Origin of the sequence: Rhizobium sp. JAB6 (assembly GCF_003024605.1) — a bacterium.
Taxonomy (GTDB): domain Bacteria; phylum Pseudomonadota; class Alphaproteobacteria; order Rhizobiales; family Rhizobiaceae; genus Rhizobium.
On the sequence record NZ_PYJQ01000011.1, the window covers coordinates 18,474 to 33,446 of the forward strand.

Genomic DNA, 14,973 nt, shown 5'->3' on the forward strand with positions numbered 1-14,973 from the left:
CTACATTCGGCGCTCGACTATCTCACTCCAGAGAAATACGACTGAAGCATTCTTGTCGCTCCAACATTGGAACGGCGGCATAGAAGAAGGTGAGTTGTCCGCGATTTTCCTTGTCGCACCCTGGGGTGCCCTCCACCCTGTTGACCTTGCTCATTTTCGCGTGGAAACAAACAGTGTACGTCAGGACCTACACTTTGGGCAGGATCGCCGAGATATACTAAGCAAGCTGGAGATTCACTTTCGATATCGACACAAAACGTGAAATTAGTGAGGTATCGGCGCGGTCACAATCAGAACATGCAACCGCGCCGATCGGTGCTCATTTTTCTATGTTGACGTAGAACTCAATGCCGTCTCCTACAACGTCGCAACTCCAGACCGCAGAGAAGTCGAAAACATTATCACGTAGCCAGCTAAGCATTTCCAAGAAACTATCATGCGTCCAAGTATGGAAGTGGATCGAGTAGTCTTCTGCCAGCTTGGACCGCCAAAACGCTTCGAAGGGACCATCACTCTCGGAATAAAACCCTTCCGCATTTGCAAAGAAGTCACGAAAATGATCTTCGTCGCGTGCCGCCGAAGGATTGTAATAGTCCTCGATCAAGTGGTCTAAGTTTGTTAGCACGCGGTTCCTGTCAAACGTCTTCGAGATTTCGGGGACCACCAGGATTAGCTGCCCTCCCGGTCTCAGCTTGTCGAGCGCCAATTTGATGGACAGGATTGGATTTCGAGAGTGCTCGATAACATGGCAGGCTATGAAGAAATCAAGCGTTCCGTCTGCAATGGGAGAGAGGGATGTGAAGTCGGTAACAATTTCTGGTCTAACGATGTCACATACATTTTGCCCTTCATAACGCAGGTCGACTAGCTTCTCGTATGGGTAAACATCTGCATGCGTTACAATGGTTGATAGAGGTACAGGAAATGGCGAACTGCCTCCGCCGATCTCAACTCCTCGCCCCCGAGCGATAGTAGCTACGGCCTCCCGCGCATCTCGGACGCTCCGAATGCTGCCAGGTGTGGACCGTGAAGCAGACCAGTCTCTCGAGGTCGGCTGTCCGGGCAAGAACGCTTCGACTATGGAGGATGAGATGAGGCTTACCGAGCCAGGATATCCTGGAAAATTCTCGTTGATCCACTCGATGTCAGCCCAGTGGCGGTGGCCGTTTCTAACGTAAAATACTCTTCCAGAAAGGGGGCCTTCGTTTGTTTGTACGAGCGCGCCATCCATCAAATTTCTTTTTGCGACCGAATTTCGCTCCAACATTGCTGATCCCTTACTCAAGTCAAAGTTCTCTTAACTACGTCAAGTATCGATTGGCAGGAAGCATCCCAGTCGCTGAAGCGCGAATCGATCAATTTCAGTCCACTATTTGCGATAGAACGCCGTTCTTCAGCGTCGTCAACAGCGCGGCTCATCACTGAAACGAAACTCGCCACATTGTAGTCGAAAAGAAACCCGTTAGCGCCCCCCTGAAAAAACCAGTCAGTCCCAGCATTTCGGGTGGACGCAACTGCAGTACCACATGCCATCAACTCGAAGGGAATGTATGATGGATGCGGCGTGGCCATGGCCACTACACCGATATCCACTGACCGATAGATTGTACTGGTTTCCTGGTATTCTAACAACCCGAGGTGATTGACGGTTCCCTCCAGTCCGTAATCCCTAAGAGACCACGGAGCGCCAGCGGTGACAATCGAAATCTCATCGCCATAAGCGTCCTTTAGGTCTCGGAAGCCTGCTACCAAGAGTTCGAAGCAATTGCGAGGATGTCCTGGTCGCATGTAAGCGAAGATAGTTTTAACGGAAGACTGGCTACGTACTTCCGTGCGGTTACAATTCGGATAGAAGACGCTCCTATCCACCGAAGGGTAAAAATAGTCGGCAGTGCCTCCGTGCGATTGGTAGAGGGAGGCTAAACTGGGAGTGTTGGAAATGCCATGGAACCCAAATCCATACGTCGCCTCCACAATCTTGGAGGTGGTGCCTGCTGGGTAGAACAGGGGCTCATAATCTTGCATGAAATAAAATTTATGATTGCATTTTTTCAAGTCTCGAAGCAGGTATGCTGTGGTCCATAGTGAGCAGAACCCAATGTCCATTACTGGAATGTTGAGTTCATTAACGTCGGTTCGATCACTAACACAGATAATACGAGCCACCGAGGCCAGTTTTGGGAATGCAGCGGCGATAGTACGTGACACTGCCACTTCACTGCTCGAACCTAACACGCCAATAAAGATCGTTGCCTCTCCTTTCCTCGCTACGTAATCGCAGAAACGAAGAATCGTCATGATTCCGCCGTAGAAGGGATTGGAGAAGTTCGGTACGAGAAATAGTAAATTTAATGGTTTCGATGGACCTGACCGAGATCTGCCTTTTGTCGTGGTTGGAACTTCCTTTGGTTTAGAGCTAATGAGAAGGGCTGGCTCAGCTTTTTCTTTAGCATCGAAACGGCCAGCTACGTAAAACGCTTCCGCTCCGTACCTGTGCTCTTTGGAGCTTTCGGCCAACCGGCGTATGTTGATCCCGTGAGATCCACTCGCAATCAAATTGACATTGAAGCAAGAGTTCCATTCGATCGAAGGCGTTTCGCGATTAGCGTCTTCCCCAAAGAGATATCTTTCCACTGTGTGAGCATAGTCAATCCAACTTTCAACGAATGGATTGTATAAAAGGCGGAAGCCGGAGGACTTGATTCTTTGCGTAAATTCAAAATCCGGGCGTTCGCCCTCACGGAGGCCGCCGATTTTACTCCAAGTATCTCTGCTGAACGAAAGCGTGGCGAAAGAAATTGCTGCGACATTGCGATACCAATTAGCAAAGCCGATATCGCTGTAGGCGGCTCGCTTCATTCCGCGGAAGAGCGGTACTAACCGACCAGTCTCTGCGACCCAGCCCGCGTCCTGTATCTGAGCATCCAGTCCCAAGAGCTTGCCAGTAGTCGCTCCAATAGCGCTGTTACACAACGGTGCTAAAATCTCTCGCAGCCAATAGTCTGTAATCGGCTGAAGTAAATCAGGAACTATGGCGATAAAAGAGGCATCTGACGCCGCAATTGCGTCGTTTATTCTCTGAGCAAGGTCCTCGCCAACTTCAATGAACACGGAAGATTTTGCTCCCGTAGTCCCTGCCCACGAAGGAAGACCCGTAGATCCAACGAATACAAGCATGGATTCGGGACTCAGATCATTCTGCCAATTGATACGGATGAGGCCGTCATCTGCAAACTCTGGGATCGCGTCCGACCAGCCTAGCAGGTTCAGCCCACCTTTAACTGCACGCAGTTGCGCCGCTGCCGCATACGGCTTCGCTGCCATTCCACCAGCAGATACCGATGTCGCGACCAGTCTCCAATGGTACAAAACCTTAGGAACGTGAGCCACCTTACCGCTTTGGCCTATCACTCGGAAAAATAGGTCCCAGTCCTGAGCGCCATCTGTGCTCGAGTCCCAGCCTCCGACCTCACGTACTCTGCTCGTTCGTAGCGCGTTGAGGTGAGTCAAGTAGTTGGCGTTGAGCATGATCTCGGGAGACCATTCAGGCTTAAAGAGGGGATTAAAACGGCGCCCCCCGCTCTCGGTAATCATATCTTTGTCTGAGTATATGAAGTCGACGTCCGGCTGAACGTTGAGAACTTTCCAAAATTCAAACAGAGCATTTGGAGATATGATATCATCGTGATCAACCAGCACTATAAAGTCGCCACGAGCCATTTCTAGAGCAGCGTTCGAATTGCCCGAAATCCCTTTATTTTCGCTCATGATTGTCACGCGGATACGCGGATCCGACTTTTGAGCAACTTCGACGACTTGACGCAGAGCCTCATCGTCAAGATATGCTAATGCGATGCATGCCTCCCAGTTAAGATAGGACTGCTTCATGAGGGAATCTATAAGTTCCTGCACAATCGCGGAAGATACTTTGTAGATAGGTATTATAAAGGAAAATAGTGGTGAGTTATGTGAATCCTGCAATATTTTTGTTTGTAGACGCAATACCTCTTGGTTGATTTTACTATCTTCGACATAATTTTCGTAAATATAACTCTTCGATGTGGGCTCCAGCGGTTTAAGCTGCGGCGTAGGAATGTCTCCGTTTACTATTCCGTATGCCTGTTCACGCAGTCTGTCGTCAGGATGCGCAGGACGGCCTTCAGCATATCCGAATTCAATATAGTGCTTCAGAGGATCGGCGCCTGACTCCCTGACGTCCGGGTTCTCGGAAAGATACCAGTCGATGTCGAATGTGCCAGATCGCTCTAAGCGCTCGTATGTATTGTAAGGGTCATACAGTTCCGACTCGAAATGACATACGCGAGGATCTTTGTCGAAGTTGCGAAGAAAGTGGATTAAAGGGTTTTGCCCGCTCTCCAAGACCTCGGGAAACAGCCGTAGGTATCGCCGTGTATCGAAGTTGCTGCTGGCTCTACGGCGCTCAGAGGCGCCGTGTTCGTAGTAATGTTCAGCCGCATCAATCCTAGAATCGCGCAAATCTGGATAACGCGATTTGTACCACTTTTCATCAAATAAGGGGGTGCCGCGGAGTGCCCTGAGGGTCCAGTAGCGATCGATCATCTTCATTTTCTGGGATCCGTAGCTAGGTAAATCAACTAATTTTCGCTTTCCTTAAGCATTTGCAATTCGCGGTTTCTATCAACGCGTAATCTTCAGCGATTTTTTTAAGATGCACTATATTTCCCCCGGCGCTCTTGCTCATCATGTGTCGATAACTGTGGCAAAATGCAAGCCATTGTTGCAATTTTAGCCAATGAGTTCGCGAACAAATGCTGAAAATTGAATCTGATTCACAGACTATTAAGGAAAAATTTTGGTAAGATTGGTAAATGGCTTTGTACCACTGGTGGAATGTTTGACTGTGATCGCGACGAACAGCCCACGGATTTCGGGGTTTTGACGTGCGCCCGTTAAATTAGGCCATTCAGACCTGGGATTTTCCACTTATGATCCCTGTTGGGAAGAAGAGGAGAATTCGAAGGCCTCGAAGTTTTCGGAAGCGCAGATCGCCTTTGTTCTGAAGCAGGCGGAGGACGGGACACCGATCGGTGAGGTCTGCCGCAAGGCCGGAATTTCAGACGCGACATTTTACAACTGGCGTAAAAAGTACGCTGGTCTGATGCCCTCGGAGATGAAGCGTCTGCGGCAGCTCGAGGAAGAGAATGCCAAGCTGAAGCGGATTGTTGCCGACCTGTCGCTGGACAAGGCCATGCTTCAGGACGTGCCGTCAAAAACGCTCTGAAGCCTGCCCGCAAGCGCAAGCTTGTCGACACGGTCAAGGCGGACTGGAAGGTTTCTATCCGGCGAGCATGTTCGGTACTGAAGATTGACCGGTCGCTTTATGTCTACAAGTCCAGGCGCGGCGAGCAGGCCGAACTGAAGCTGAAGATCAAAGACATCTGCCAGACACGGGTGCGCTACGCGCTATAGGCGTGTGCATGTCCTGATCAAGCGTGACGGCTGGCTCGTCAACCCGAAGCGAATATATCGCGTTTACAAGGAGATGGACCTGCAACTCCGCAACAAGGTTCCCAAGCGTCGAGTCAAGGCGAAGCTACGGGCCGATCGCACGGAGGCGACCCATTCCAACCATGTTTGGGCCATGGACTTCGTTCATGACCAATTGGCCACGGGCCGCAAGATCGTAAGCGGTTAGCCGACGGCGTCAGGTTTGAAGTTCCATGGCATGAGCAGCTCAATATCAGCGGCTGGCCAGCGATTTGCGATGCGGGTGAGCGTTTGAGATAGCCAGGCAAGCGGATCGACGTTGTTCATTTTTGCCGTCTGTAGAAGTGTGGCGATTGTGGCCCATGTCTCTCCGCCGCCCTGGCTACCGGCAAAGAGGCTATTCTTCCTCGTAATTGTTTGGGGTCGGATGACACGCTCGACTATGTTGGAGTCGATTTCGACGCGGCCGTCCGTCAAGAAGTGCTCCAGCGCCTCCCGGCGTGTCAGGGCATAGCGTATCGCCTCAGCAGTCTTGGACTTTCCGGAGACTTTGGAGAGTTCCTTCTCCCACAAGTGGAACAGATCGGCGACAATGCCAGCGGACGTCTCCTGACGACGTTTGGCACGGGTTTCGGCATCACTGCCGCGGATCTCGTCCTCTACCTTCCAAAGTTCCGTCATCGCTGTGATCGACGCTGTTGCAGCGTCATTAATGCCGCCGACATGCAGCTCGTAGAATTTTCGGCGTAAATGTGCCCAGCATCCGGCCAGCTTGATCGTTTCATTGCTGCCGGACTTGGCGCGCTCCTTGAGCATGCTGGTATAAGCCGAGTACCCATCCACTTGCAGGATGCCGCTGAACCCGGCGAGATGACGCGCGACACACTTGCCACCCCTGCTGTCTTCGAAGCGATAGGCAACCATCGGCGGGCCAGACCCGCCAAACGGTCGGTCATCGCAAGCGTAGGCCCATAACCACGCCTTCATCGTTCTACCAGAGCCGGGAGCCAGCGTCGGCAAGGTCGTCTCGTCCGCAAATATCCTCTCACTGGCTTTGATACGCTCCAGGATGCAATCCGCCAGGATCCGCAACTCGAGGCCCAGATGCCCCATCCATTGGGCCATCAAAGAGCGGCTTAGAACCACGCTGTCGCGCAGATAGATCGCCTCCTGGCGGTAGAGCGGAAGGCCGTCGGCGTATTTCGACACGGCGATATATGCCAGCAACCGTTCGCTCGGCAGCCCACCTTCGATGATATGCGGAGGTGCCAAAGCCTGCAGCACGCCGTCACGTTCGCGGAACGCATATTTCGGGCGGCGTGTGACGATGACCCTGAACTTCGGCGGAATGACATCAAGCCGCTCGGATCGGTCCTCGCCGATCAGAACCTTTTCCAAGCCTTTGCAGTCGTCGGGAATCTCCGGCTCAATCACTTCCTCGATGCGTTCGAGATGGGCGGCAAAACCTTTGCGAGGCCGCGCCTCCCTTTTTGGCCGCTCTTTGCCCACTTGGCCAAGTTCGCTATCAATCGCCGCAAGGCCAGTCTCGACCTCCTCAAACGCGAAGTCTATCTGCTCGTCGTTGATCGCCAGCCGCAGTCGCTCGGAGCGCGTCCCGTTTTGGGCCCGCTGCAAAACCTTCAAGATCGCCGTCAAAGTGGTGATCCGCTCGTCGGCTTTCTGTTGGACAGCCTTCATTCGGGCAATTTCGGCGTCAGTCGCAGCCTTCTCTGCGTTCAAAGCGATGATCATCGCTTTCAGCGCATCGATGTCGTCAGGAAGGTCGGGACCGGGTAAAACCATGCGCGCAATAGAGCATAGAATCAGCCGATTTCCCAACACTTACAGCAACATGATTCAACTTGCCGCACATCGTCATCAGCCGATCGAAAGTGGCCGGCGCACCTTGGCGGGGCGGATCTTTTTCCAATCCATTCCGGCTAGAAGTGCCATTAATTGCGCATGGTCGAGACGGACGCGGGCGGCAGACGGGACAGGCCAGCAGAAGCCATTTTCTTCGATTATTTTGGCGTAAAGGCAGACCCCACTGCCGTCCCACCAAACAATGCGGATCCGGTCTGCACGTTTCGAGCGGAATACATAAAGAGCACCGTTAAACGGGTCGAGGCCGCCATCGCGCACCAGGGCCATCAACGATGCAGCGCCTTTGCGGAAGTCGACGGGCTGACACGACACGTAAACAACAACACCCGAAGCGATCATGCTTGCCGTACCGCCCGGACAATACCGCTCAGCAGCGTCGGATCGATCGAAGCGCTGACGCGAAGTGTCGTGTCGCCCACCTGGATCTCGACAGTGTCCGTCCGCACCGCCTCGAAACGAGTAAAGGCCTCATCGTTTACGGTTGCTTTCAGGCGCTGAACCGAACCAGACGCAAGCGCTGCTCGACGCCATCCAAAAAGCTGCGACGGGTCCATCCCATGGGCACGCGCAACCGCAGAGACATTCGCGCCAGGAGCGAGAGCTTGCTCCAAAATCAAGGCCTTCTCCTCATCGGAACGCAACTTCGGCGTTCGCCGCCTTCGCACCGGCTCTGCCGTCAGAATTTCAAACGTACGATCATGATTCATATCTTCACTCATAGGATTCCCAGCATGATTCATGCTGAAAATGAGCGATTTCGCGTCTCCATGCTACGTGGGATGGCCTGTCCGCTTACTCAAGATCAGGGTTCTGACGGTTGTCGATACCTTCTCGCGCTTCTCGCCAGCAGTCGATGCCCGCTTCAGCTATCGAGGCGAAGACGTGGTGCAGACGCTTGAGCGGGTGTGCCGGCAAGTCGGTTATCCAGCGTCCATTCGTGTCGATAACGGCAGCGAATTCATCTCGCGCGACCTCGACCTGTGGGCCTACCATAAGGGCGTGGTGCTCGACTTCTCCCGGCCTGGCAAGCCGACCGACAACAGCTACATCGAGAGCTTCAACGGCAAGTTCCGCGCCGAGTGTCTGAACGCCCACTGGTTCATGAGCCCACGCCATTGCGACGCAATGGCGGATGACGACGCGCGTTCAAAGATGGAGGATTGGCGTTCAATCTGCGTCCAGCATCAACCGCTTTGTGTATCGTTCGGCAGCCAAGCCGACAAGAAGACATGCGCCGGAAAACGATAAAAGATATTCCCTGTCAAGTAAGCGATCACTGTAGTTTTCGAAATAAGCCACCCGCATCCATTCAACACACTGAGCCAGCGGATTGTACGAGAGTGGGATCGCTATCTGGTCTGGCAAATTAGGTGTTACAAATAGGCAACCGGATCCGAGATAGAAAAGAAGCGCCATAAGGGCGTACACAGTGACGAAAAGTGGTTGTATTGTTGCTATAACGCAGATTATAGATCCCACTCCAATTGCGAAAAATATTGTTGCGAGATATGCAAATACAGCTTGAAGTGGATCGTCTGGATATGGACTTAATCCCATTACAGTAAAGATTATCCAAATTAAAAATAGAGTTATAAATCCGGCTATAATCTCCAATAATGCCCTTGCATACATTATGTCGGTAACGCGAACTATCGGGAAAGATAGCATACTCTTATTCATAACTACAGAATAAGCCATAAATCGCGATATATAAATAAATGTCAAGGTGGGAATAACTCCAGCTCCGAAGAAAATCATGGGGTTATTTCCATAAGGCGCTGCGCGACCAGCGAAGATGTTAATAAGCAGAATCACGAAAATGTGTACTAACGGCCACAGCGATTGCACGAGAAATCCAAGGCCGTGATTGAAAAAGCGAGTGCGCATATCGCGCAATATAACAGCGCTCATAACGTGACAGACTTCTCGCGATGCGTCTACTATTGAACGTTTTTTGGTTGATTTGCGAGGCTGCATCCAAAATCCTAAAACAATAACGGAAGATCGTATCCGAAAGTGCGTAATGCGAAATAAATGATTCCGACCAAAGCGGTGGCGCCGGCAATTACTAGATTGAAATCATTGAACTCCAAAATGCGTGCTTTTATTTCTTTCCATCGCTCGGGCGAATTTTGCATTTTTTCAATTTCGAAGCCCTTTCCCAGCATTGGCGTATGCGGCAGACACCCGGCGCGGTTCTGCAAATCGATTACGGTATTAAAGTGCGGTACAGTTTAGGGTAGCACTCGTCGAGTAAAAAGAGGCTTCTTCTTTCGAGTGTTGTTGTATAGTTGTGAGCGGAAATTTTTCCAAATCACTTTTTTAGAACTTAAGGCAGGAATAGAGCGCTGATCGAGCAAACGAGCTTATAGGGCTGTCTCTGACCTTACCCGGGAAGCAATATGGGCACGTTGCCCGAGCCACGGCTTGAAAAGGGCTTAACATCCCTGGACCGCCTTCGAGCTCTCAAAGCTACGAAGAATGTATACTTCCGACTCAACGAGAGATGAAATCCGTGCGGCATTTCCAGGACTGAAGTGGGGCGCCCTCTCCCGTATGGCCTTCTATCACAAATTCCACCGGCCATCCGTGCACTACAAAAGAACGGGAAATCCACTGATCGACGAGATTTTTACGCAAATCGAGGAGATTGGATGGACGCTGAGAGATTCAGACGAGGAATGTGGTACCGGATGGTATTTCCGAAGACGGTAGTGGCGCCACCGTCAACTGAGCTTCAATACTCCGACTAAAGCGGTGAAAGCCCTCGATAGGGAGATAAGGATAACTTGGAAACAAGATAGGTAATGGGGATCGGATGAATGCTCGAAGCATGTCGCGTTTCATGTTGCATAGCTTCGCCGGCGCCTACGCCTAATGGAACCCCCGAAATGAAGGGAAATAGCGCGCAACAAGACGCGACATGAAGCAGCGAAAGCCGCCATCCACTCGTTCGCCTAACATGCTGATTTTCTTATGGAAAATGATTGGCTGGGAAACCTGGATTCGAACCAAGATTAACGGAGTCAGAGTCCGCTGTTCTACCATTGAACTATTTCCCAACAGCCGCCGGGCGTTGGATGCCCCTGCGGGGAAAGCAGGGCCTCTATAATCGAATTTGCCGCAGATGCAAACACTTTAACGCAGGAAAATGCGACTTTTTTGACAGTCACCCTGGACCGCCACGATAGGTCAGGAATCCGTCTGCTTCCAGCGGATTTTCCAAGCCGCACTGCCCCAATGCCCCAAAGCTGCTGCCAGACGAGGGATCTCGCCAATTTTGCGGTCACGCCTTCGATCGCCTCACCAGCGCAACAGGCGCCTGCCGAGAATATATCCAACTGCGGTCACCATGGCGATCGCGATCGGGTACCAGAGCAGAACGAAAAGCGGGCTGTCGTCGGTGCAATTGGAGGCGTAGAAGGTCGCGGCGATGCCGCTTGCGGCAAGGCCGGCGACAGCGCCGGCGGCACCCGGTTTTTCCGGCGCGCCCTGGCGCAGGGCGAAAAGAAAGCAGGCGAGCGGCCCGATCGAAAGCAGAGGGATGAGCGTTAAGCAGAAGCGGGCATTGTGCCCGATCATCCGCGCACTCCAGCTATCGGCCGGCATGACGGCCATTTCGACGGCGCCGGCGGCAAGCAGAAGGACGGGCGCCAAGAGCAGCGTCCAGCCCCACAGGCGCAGCGAAACGCCCGGCCGTCCGATACGGAAGACGACGGCACAGGCCGTTACTGCAAGCGCGATGGTCACGACGAATTTGAACAGGAAACGGACAGTCTCCATCGCTGCATCGATATCGGCGCGAAAGCCGATCATGGCGAAGAAGATCCCGCCGCTGATCAGGATACCCGCGACGACCGCCAGGGTCAGGACCTTACCGATCCGCGTGCGGACCGGTGCGTCCTGCGCCAGAAGATTGATGAGGTCATCGGTTTTCACTGGTCTCACTCCGATACAAAGCCGCAAGCGCTTTTAAAGCGCGGTGTAGCGCCACGCGCACGGCCCCTTCCGTCATCTTCAGCCGGTCCGCCGTTTCGCGAACACTGCTTCCCTCGACGGAAATCGAGCGCACGATTGTCTTCTGCGGGTCCTTCAGCAGCTCCAGCATACGATCGACATCGAACCGGTCCAAGGCGTCGGTGTGCTCTTCCGCCTCCAGGAAATCGATTACGTCGTCGATCGGTACGCTCATATGTCGCCCTCGCCGTCTCAGGCTGTCTATCAGCTTGTTGCGCACGATCGTCGACAGCCAGGGGCCGATCGGGCGGGATGAATCCCACGTGCCGCGCTTCAGATGGATGGCGAGCAGCACTTCCTGTACCACATCCTCAGCCTCGCTTAACGGCGCACCCAGCTGATCGCAGCGCCGACGCGCCATGGCGCGCAGATGCGGCGCCACGGCGGTGAGGAAACGGTGATAGGCCTGCGCATCGCCGCCGATGGCCGCGCGCATCCAGACTGCCCATTCCTCTTCGCGCGCCGAATGATTCATCCGACATCTCCTCTACGCGGGACCGCAGACTTTCGTTACCGGCAACGGCACTTATTTTTCAAGCCCTTTCGTTTCTCAGGCAGGTGCTGCCCCAGATGTGCCTGCCACCACGTGCACATGTCAGCCTCACCGCCGCACCTGCCGGGCTACTGCCTGCCAGAAGATAGCCGGCACAATATAAATGACGCCATCTCGAAAAAATTTTCGATGCGGCTGTAACATCCGCTCGAAACGCTCCGTAGACCTCGATGCAAGCCAATGACGGCTCGCATCCATCTAGGAGACAGATCCATGAAGAACAGCATCCTCACCCTGGCCATTGCTGGCTCGATCGCATCGGCACTTGCATCCGTCGCCGTCCCGGCTTCGGCCGCCGATACCAAGGAAAAATGCTATGGCGTCGCCCTTAAGGGCCAGAACGATTGTGCCGCCGGCAAGCATGATTGCGCCGGCAAGTCGACCATGAGCTACGACAAGATGTCCTTCAAGCTCGTTCCCACAGGCACCTGCACCTCGATGAAGACCCCGAAGGGTCACGGCTCGCTGACCCCGGCCTGATCCGAAACCCGATTGATCGTCAATCATCTCTCGTAAGGAGTTTGTCATGAGCAAGATGTCCGCACTCGCCCTTGCCGCATCGGTCGCAACGGCGGTGACGCTGATTGCCGGCGCAGCGACAGCATCTGCCGCCGATGCCAGGGAGAAATGCTACGGCGTCGCCCTCAAGGGTCAGAACGATTGCGCGGCCGGCCCCGGCACGACCTGCGCCGGCACGTCGAAGGTCGACTATCAGCGCAACTCGTGGAAGCTGGTTCCTGCCGGAACCTGCGAGACAATCAAGACGCCGAACGGCCATGGCACCCTGATGCAGGGGCCGGCCCCGGTCTGACGGGACAGCGCGAACACGTGGGCGGCGCATCGTTTAATCCGGCGCCGCCTGCCTCCCGAACGCGAAACCGCTTCGTAACTTTGCTGGAATTGCCCAAACCCGGAGGCCCGCAATGAAACCGTCAGAACTCCCCCGTCGTGCCGGCGTCGGCTTCAAGCCGGAACATTTCGCCGAGATCAATGATGCCGGTCAGCCGATTGGCTTCTTCGAAGTCCATGCTGAAAACTATATGGGCGCCGGCGGTCCACCACATGCGCAGCTTGCCAGGCTGCGCCAGGACTATGCGCTGTCCATACACGGCGTCGGCCTTTCCATCGGCTCGATGCAGCCACTGGACCAAGAGCATCTCGCTCGCCTGAAGATCGTCTGCGATCGCTACGAGCCGGAGAGCTTTTCGGAGCACCTCGCCTGGTCGACGCACGACACGACCTTTCTCAACGATCTTTTGCCGCTGCCCTACACCGAGGCGACGCTGGCGCAGGTCTGCACCCATATCGATCAGGTGCAGACAATCCTCGGTCGTCAGATGCTGCTCGAGAATCCGGCTACCTACCTGCTCTTCGAAGAGAGCACGATCGAGGAAACTGAATTTCTGGCCGAAGTCGCCAGGCGCACCGGCTGCGGCCTGCTGCTCGACGTCAACAATGTCTTCGTCGCCGCCACCAATCACCACATGAACGCACACGCCTATCTCGAGCGCTTCCCGGTGCCATGGGTGCACGAGATCCATCTAAGCGGCCATTCGGAGACCATCGACGATTCAGGTGCCCCGCTTTTGATCGACAGCCACGATACGCCGGTAAAAGATCCCGTCTGGGCGCTTTACACGGAGCTGATCGATCGGATCGGTCCAGTGGCCAGCCTGGTCGAATGGGATAATGACGTGCCGGAATGGCCGGTTCTGAGGGCCGAGGCTGAAGCGGCCGATGCCATCCTGAAACGTGCCGCCGCCCGCAGAGCAGCCTGAGGAGGGATCGATGTCTCTGGCCACGCAAAGCGAATTCGCCGCAGCACTCATCGATCCCGATCTCGCGGTGCCCGATGGATTGACCGCCTGGAATGGCCCACAGCCGGCACGGCGGTTCGGCGTCTATCGCAACAATGTCGCTGTCGGCCTGATCGGTGCCCTAGCCTCCCGCTTTCCAGCCGCGGAAAGGATCGTCGGGGAGGAATTCTTCGCCGCCATGGCGCATGAGTTCATTCGCCTGCATCCGCCGCGCTCGCCGCTGCTGCTTGCCTATGGCGATGACTTCCCAGATTTCGTCGAGTGTTTCGAACCGGCTCAGGAAATCCCCTATCTGCCCGATGTCATGCGATTGGAGGCGCTGCGGGGTCGAGCCTATCACGCGGCCGACGCCGTGCCGCTCGATGCAGCACTCGTGGCGACCATCGAGCCTGCCGGCCTGGCGGAGCTGACTTTCATGCCGCATCCTTCCGCCTCAGTGGTTCGTTCCGCCTATCCGGCCGTTACCATCTGGGCGATGAATACCGGCGAAATCGAGCTTGGGGATATTGCCGATTGGACGGGCGAGGATGCTCTCGTCATCCGCCCGCAGATGACCGTCGAGGTGCATCGCCTGCCGCCGGGTGGCGCAACCTTTCTGGAAGAGCTGTTTTCGGGCGCCACGCTTGGCCAGACCTATGAGACGGCTCTCGCCGAAGCCGCCAATTTCGATCTTTCCGCCAACCTCGCCGGTGCGTTCACGGCAGGCGCTTTCATGGCCATTCGCTGAACGCCAAGAGGAATGAAGATGCAGAACCGGATGATGACGGCCGCACCGGCCGAACGCGAAACCATGCCCAAAAAGCTCTATGGCATCCTGAAACTTCTCGACCGCATTCCGCATGACCTGATCGCACTCATTGCGCGGCTGTCGATCGCCGCCGTCTTCTGGCAATCCGGCCAGACCAAGGTGGATGGCTGGCACGTGACCGACAATGCCGTCTATCTCTTTCAGACGGAATACAAGCTGCCGCTGGTCGATCCCTGGATCGCCGCCCATATCGCCGCTTTCAGCGAGCACTTCTTTCCATTTATGCTGATCATCGGATTGGCAAGCCGGCTCTCGGCGCTGGCGCTGCTCGGCATGACCCTCGTCATCGAGATCTTCGTCTATCCCGATGCCTGGCCGACGCACGGTACATGGGCAACCTGCTTTCTGGTGATCATCGCGGGCGGGCCAGGGCGCATCGCGCTCGACCATCTGATTGCCAGGCGATTCAGCCGCTCGGCGTGAGA

13 protein-coding genes, 1 tRNA gene and 2 pseudogenes are annotated in these 14,973 nt (G+C 54.6%); 7 read left to right on the forward strand and 9 right to left on the reverse strand.

Features of this window, described 5'->3' with window-relative positions; genetic code table 11:
• Positions 1-319 precede the first annotated feature (319 nt).
• Positions 320-1,231, reverse strand: coding sequence for a class I SAM-dependent methyltransferase (locus C7U61_RS19405; protein WP_146143965.1), 912 nt, complete (start codon positions 1,229-1,231; stop codon positions 320-322).
• 50 nt (positions 1,232-1,281) lie between these two features.
• Positions 1,282-4,587, reverse strand: a complete 3,306-nt coding sequence (locus C7U61_RS18550; protein WP_106999556.1) for a glycosyltransferase — start codon at positions 4,585-4,587, stop codon at positions 1,282-1,284.
• Positions 4,588-4,951: 364 nt separating this feature from the next.
• Between C7U61_RS18550 and C7U61_RS19695 the strand changes: the two are divergent.
• A pseudogene (locus tag C7U61_RS19695) lies at positions 4,952-5,665 on the forward strand (transposase); the annotation flags it as partial.
• 8 nt (positions 5,666-5,673) lie between these two features.
• Here the strand turns inward: C7U61_RS19695 and C7U61_RS18560 are convergent.
• From C7U61_RS18560 to C7U61_RS18570, 3 genes are all read right to left on the reverse strand, one after another.
• Complete coding sequence (locus C7U61_RS18560; RefSeq protein ID WP_106999557.1) at positions 5,674-7,272, reverse strand: IS66 family transposase; 1,599 nt, start codon at positions 7,270-7,272, stop codon at positions 5,674-5,676.
• Positions 7,273-7,347: 75 nt separating this feature from the next.
• A complete protein-coding gene (gene tnpB, locus C7U61_RS18565) occupies positions 7,348-7,692 on the reverse strand; it encodes an IS66 family insertion sequence element accessory protein TnpB (protein ID WP_106999558.1) in 345 nt (114 codons plus the stop codon).
• Positions 7,689-8,072: a transposase gene (locus C7U61_RS18570; RefSeq protein WP_106999679.1), complete on the reverse strand. Its 384-nt coding sequence runs from the start codon at positions 8,070-8,072 to the stop codon at positions 7,689-7,691. Before C7U61_RS18570 ends, tnpB begins: the two co-directional genes overlap by 4 nt.
• 79 nt (positions 8,073-8,151) lie before the next feature.
• Here C7U61_RS18570 and C7U61_RS18575 point away from each other — a divergent pair.
• Positions 8,152-8,520 (forward strand): annotated as a pseudogene (locus C7U61_RS18575) (DDE-type integrase/transposase/recombinase); the annotation flags it as partial.
• Here the strand turns inward: C7U61_RS18575 and C7U61_RS18580 are convergent.
• The 4 genes from C7U61_RS18580 to C7U61_RS18600 form a co-directional block, all read right to left on the reverse strand.
• Positions 8,521-9,330 (reverse strand): ABC transporter permease, encoded by an 810-nt coding sequence (locus C7U61_RS18580; protein WP_348627059.1) that lies wholly within the window; start codon positions 9,328-9,330, stop codon positions 8,521-8,523.
• Positions 9,331-10,341: 1,011 nt separating this feature from the next.
• A tRNA-Gln gene (locus C7U61_RS18590) sits at positions 10,342-10,415 on the reverse strand.
• A gap of 241 nt (positions 10,416-10,656) precedes the next feature.
• The gene (locus C7U61_RS18595) at positions 10,657-11,292 is read right to left on the reverse strand and encodes an NrsF family protein (RefSeq protein ID WP_106999561.1); all 636 of its coding nucleotides are present in this window, start codon (positions 11,290-11,292) and stop codon (positions 10,657-10,659) included.
• Positions 11,279-11,845 (reverse strand): sigma-70 family RNA polymerase sigma factor, encoded by a 567-nt coding sequence (locus C7U61_RS18600; protein WP_106999562.1) that lies wholly within the window; start codon positions 11,843-11,845, stop codon positions 11,279-11,281. The genes C7U61_RS18595 and C7U61_RS18600 overlap by 14 nt, the downstream gene beginning before the upstream one ends.
• 291 nt (positions 11,846-12,136) lie before the next feature.
• Between C7U61_RS18600 and C7U61_RS18605 the strand changes: the two genes are divergently transcribed.
• The 5 genes from C7U61_RS18605 (at position 12,137) to C7U61_RS18625 (ending at position 14,971) form a co-directional block, all read left to right on the forward strand.
• A complete protein-coding gene (locus tag C7U61_RS18605) occupies positions 12,137-12,403 on the forward strand; it encodes a DUF2282 domain-containing protein (RefSeq protein ID WP_092718462.1) in 267 nt (88 codons plus the stop codon).
• Between the two features lie 46 nt (positions 12,404-12,449).
• Positions 12,450-12,734 carry a DUF2282 domain-containing protein gene (locus C7U61_RS18610; protein ID WP_106999563.1) on the forward strand — a complete coding sequence of 95 codons (285 nt, stop codon included), beginning with the start codon at positions 12,450-12,452 and terminating at the stop codon, positions 12,732-12,734.
• Between the two features lie 112 nt (positions 12,735-12,846).
• Positions 12,847-13,701, forward strand: a complete 855-nt coding sequence (locus C7U61_RS18615; protein ID WP_106999564.1) for a DUF692 domain-containing protein — start codon at positions 12,847-12,849, stop codon at positions 13,699-13,701.
• A 10-nt stretch (positions 13,702-13,711) separates the two neighbouring features.
• Positions 13,712-14,467 carry a DNA-binding domain-containing protein gene (locus tag C7U61_RS18620; RefSeq protein ID WP_106999565.1) on the forward strand — a complete coding sequence of 252 codons (756 nt, stop codon included), beginning with the start codon at positions 13,712-13,714 and terminating at the stop codon, positions 14,465-14,467.
• Positions 14,468-14,485: 18 nt separating this feature from the next.
• The gene (locus tag C7U61_RS18625) at positions 14,486-14,971 is read left to right on the forward strand and encodes a DoxX family protein (RefSeq protein WP_106999566.1); all 486 of its coding nucleotides are present in this window, start codon (positions 14,486-14,488) and stop codon (positions 14,969-14,971) included.
• Positions 14,972-14,973: the final 2 nt, after the last annotated feature.

Excerpts from the sequence above, each read along its gene's own strand:
- C7U61_RS19405 (WP_146143965.1), bottom strand. The coding sequence starts at position 1,231 with ATGGATGGCGCGCTCGTACAAACAAACGAAGGCCCCCTTTCTGGAAGA.
- C7U61_RS18615 (WP_106999564.1), top strand. The coding sequence starts at position 12,847 with ATGAAACCGTCAGAACTCCCCCGTCGTGCCGGCGTCGGCTTCAAGCCG.
- C7U61_RS18560 (WP_106999557.1), bottom strand. The coding sequence starts at position 7,272 with ATGGTTTTACCCGGTCCCGACCTTCCTGACGACATCGATGCGCTGAAA.
- C7U61_RS18625 (WP_106999566.1), top strand. The coding sequence starts at position 14,486 with ATGCAGAACCGGATGATGACGGCCGCACCGGCCGAACGCGAAACCATG.
- C7U61_RS18620 (WP_106999565.1), top strand. The coding sequence starts at position 13,712 with ATGTCTCTGGCCACGCAAAGCGAATTCGCCGCAGCACTCATCGATCCC.
- C7U61_RS18580 (WP_348627059.1), bottom strand. The coding sequence starts at position 9,330 with ATGCAGCCTCGCAAATCAACCAAAAAACGTTCAATAGTAGACGCATCG.
- C7U61_RS18610 (WP_106999563.1), top strand. The coding sequence starts at position 12,450 with ATGAGCAAGATGTCCGCACTCGCCCTTGCCGCATCGGTCGCAACGGCG.
- C7U61_RS18550 (WP_106999556.1), bottom strand. The coding sequence starts at position 4,587 with ATGAAGATGATCGATCGCTACTGGACCCTCAGGGCACTCCGCGGCACC.
- C7U61_RS18570 (WP_106999679.1), bottom strand. The coding sequence starts at position 8,072 with ATGAGTGAAGATATGAATCATGATCGTACGTTTGAAATTCTGACGGCA.
- tnpB (WP_106999558.1), bottom strand. The coding sequence starts at position 7,692 with ATGATCGCTTCGGGTGTTGTTGTTTACGTGTCGTGTCAGCCCGTCGAC.
- C7U61_RS18605 (WP_092718462.1), top strand. The coding sequence starts at position 12,137 with ATGAAGAACAGCATCCTCACCCTGGCCATTGCTGGCTCGATCGCATCG.
- C7U61_RS18600 (WP_106999562.1), bottom strand. The coding sequence starts at position 11,845 with ATGAATCATTCGGCGCGCGAAGAGGAATGGGCAGTCTGGATGCGCGCG.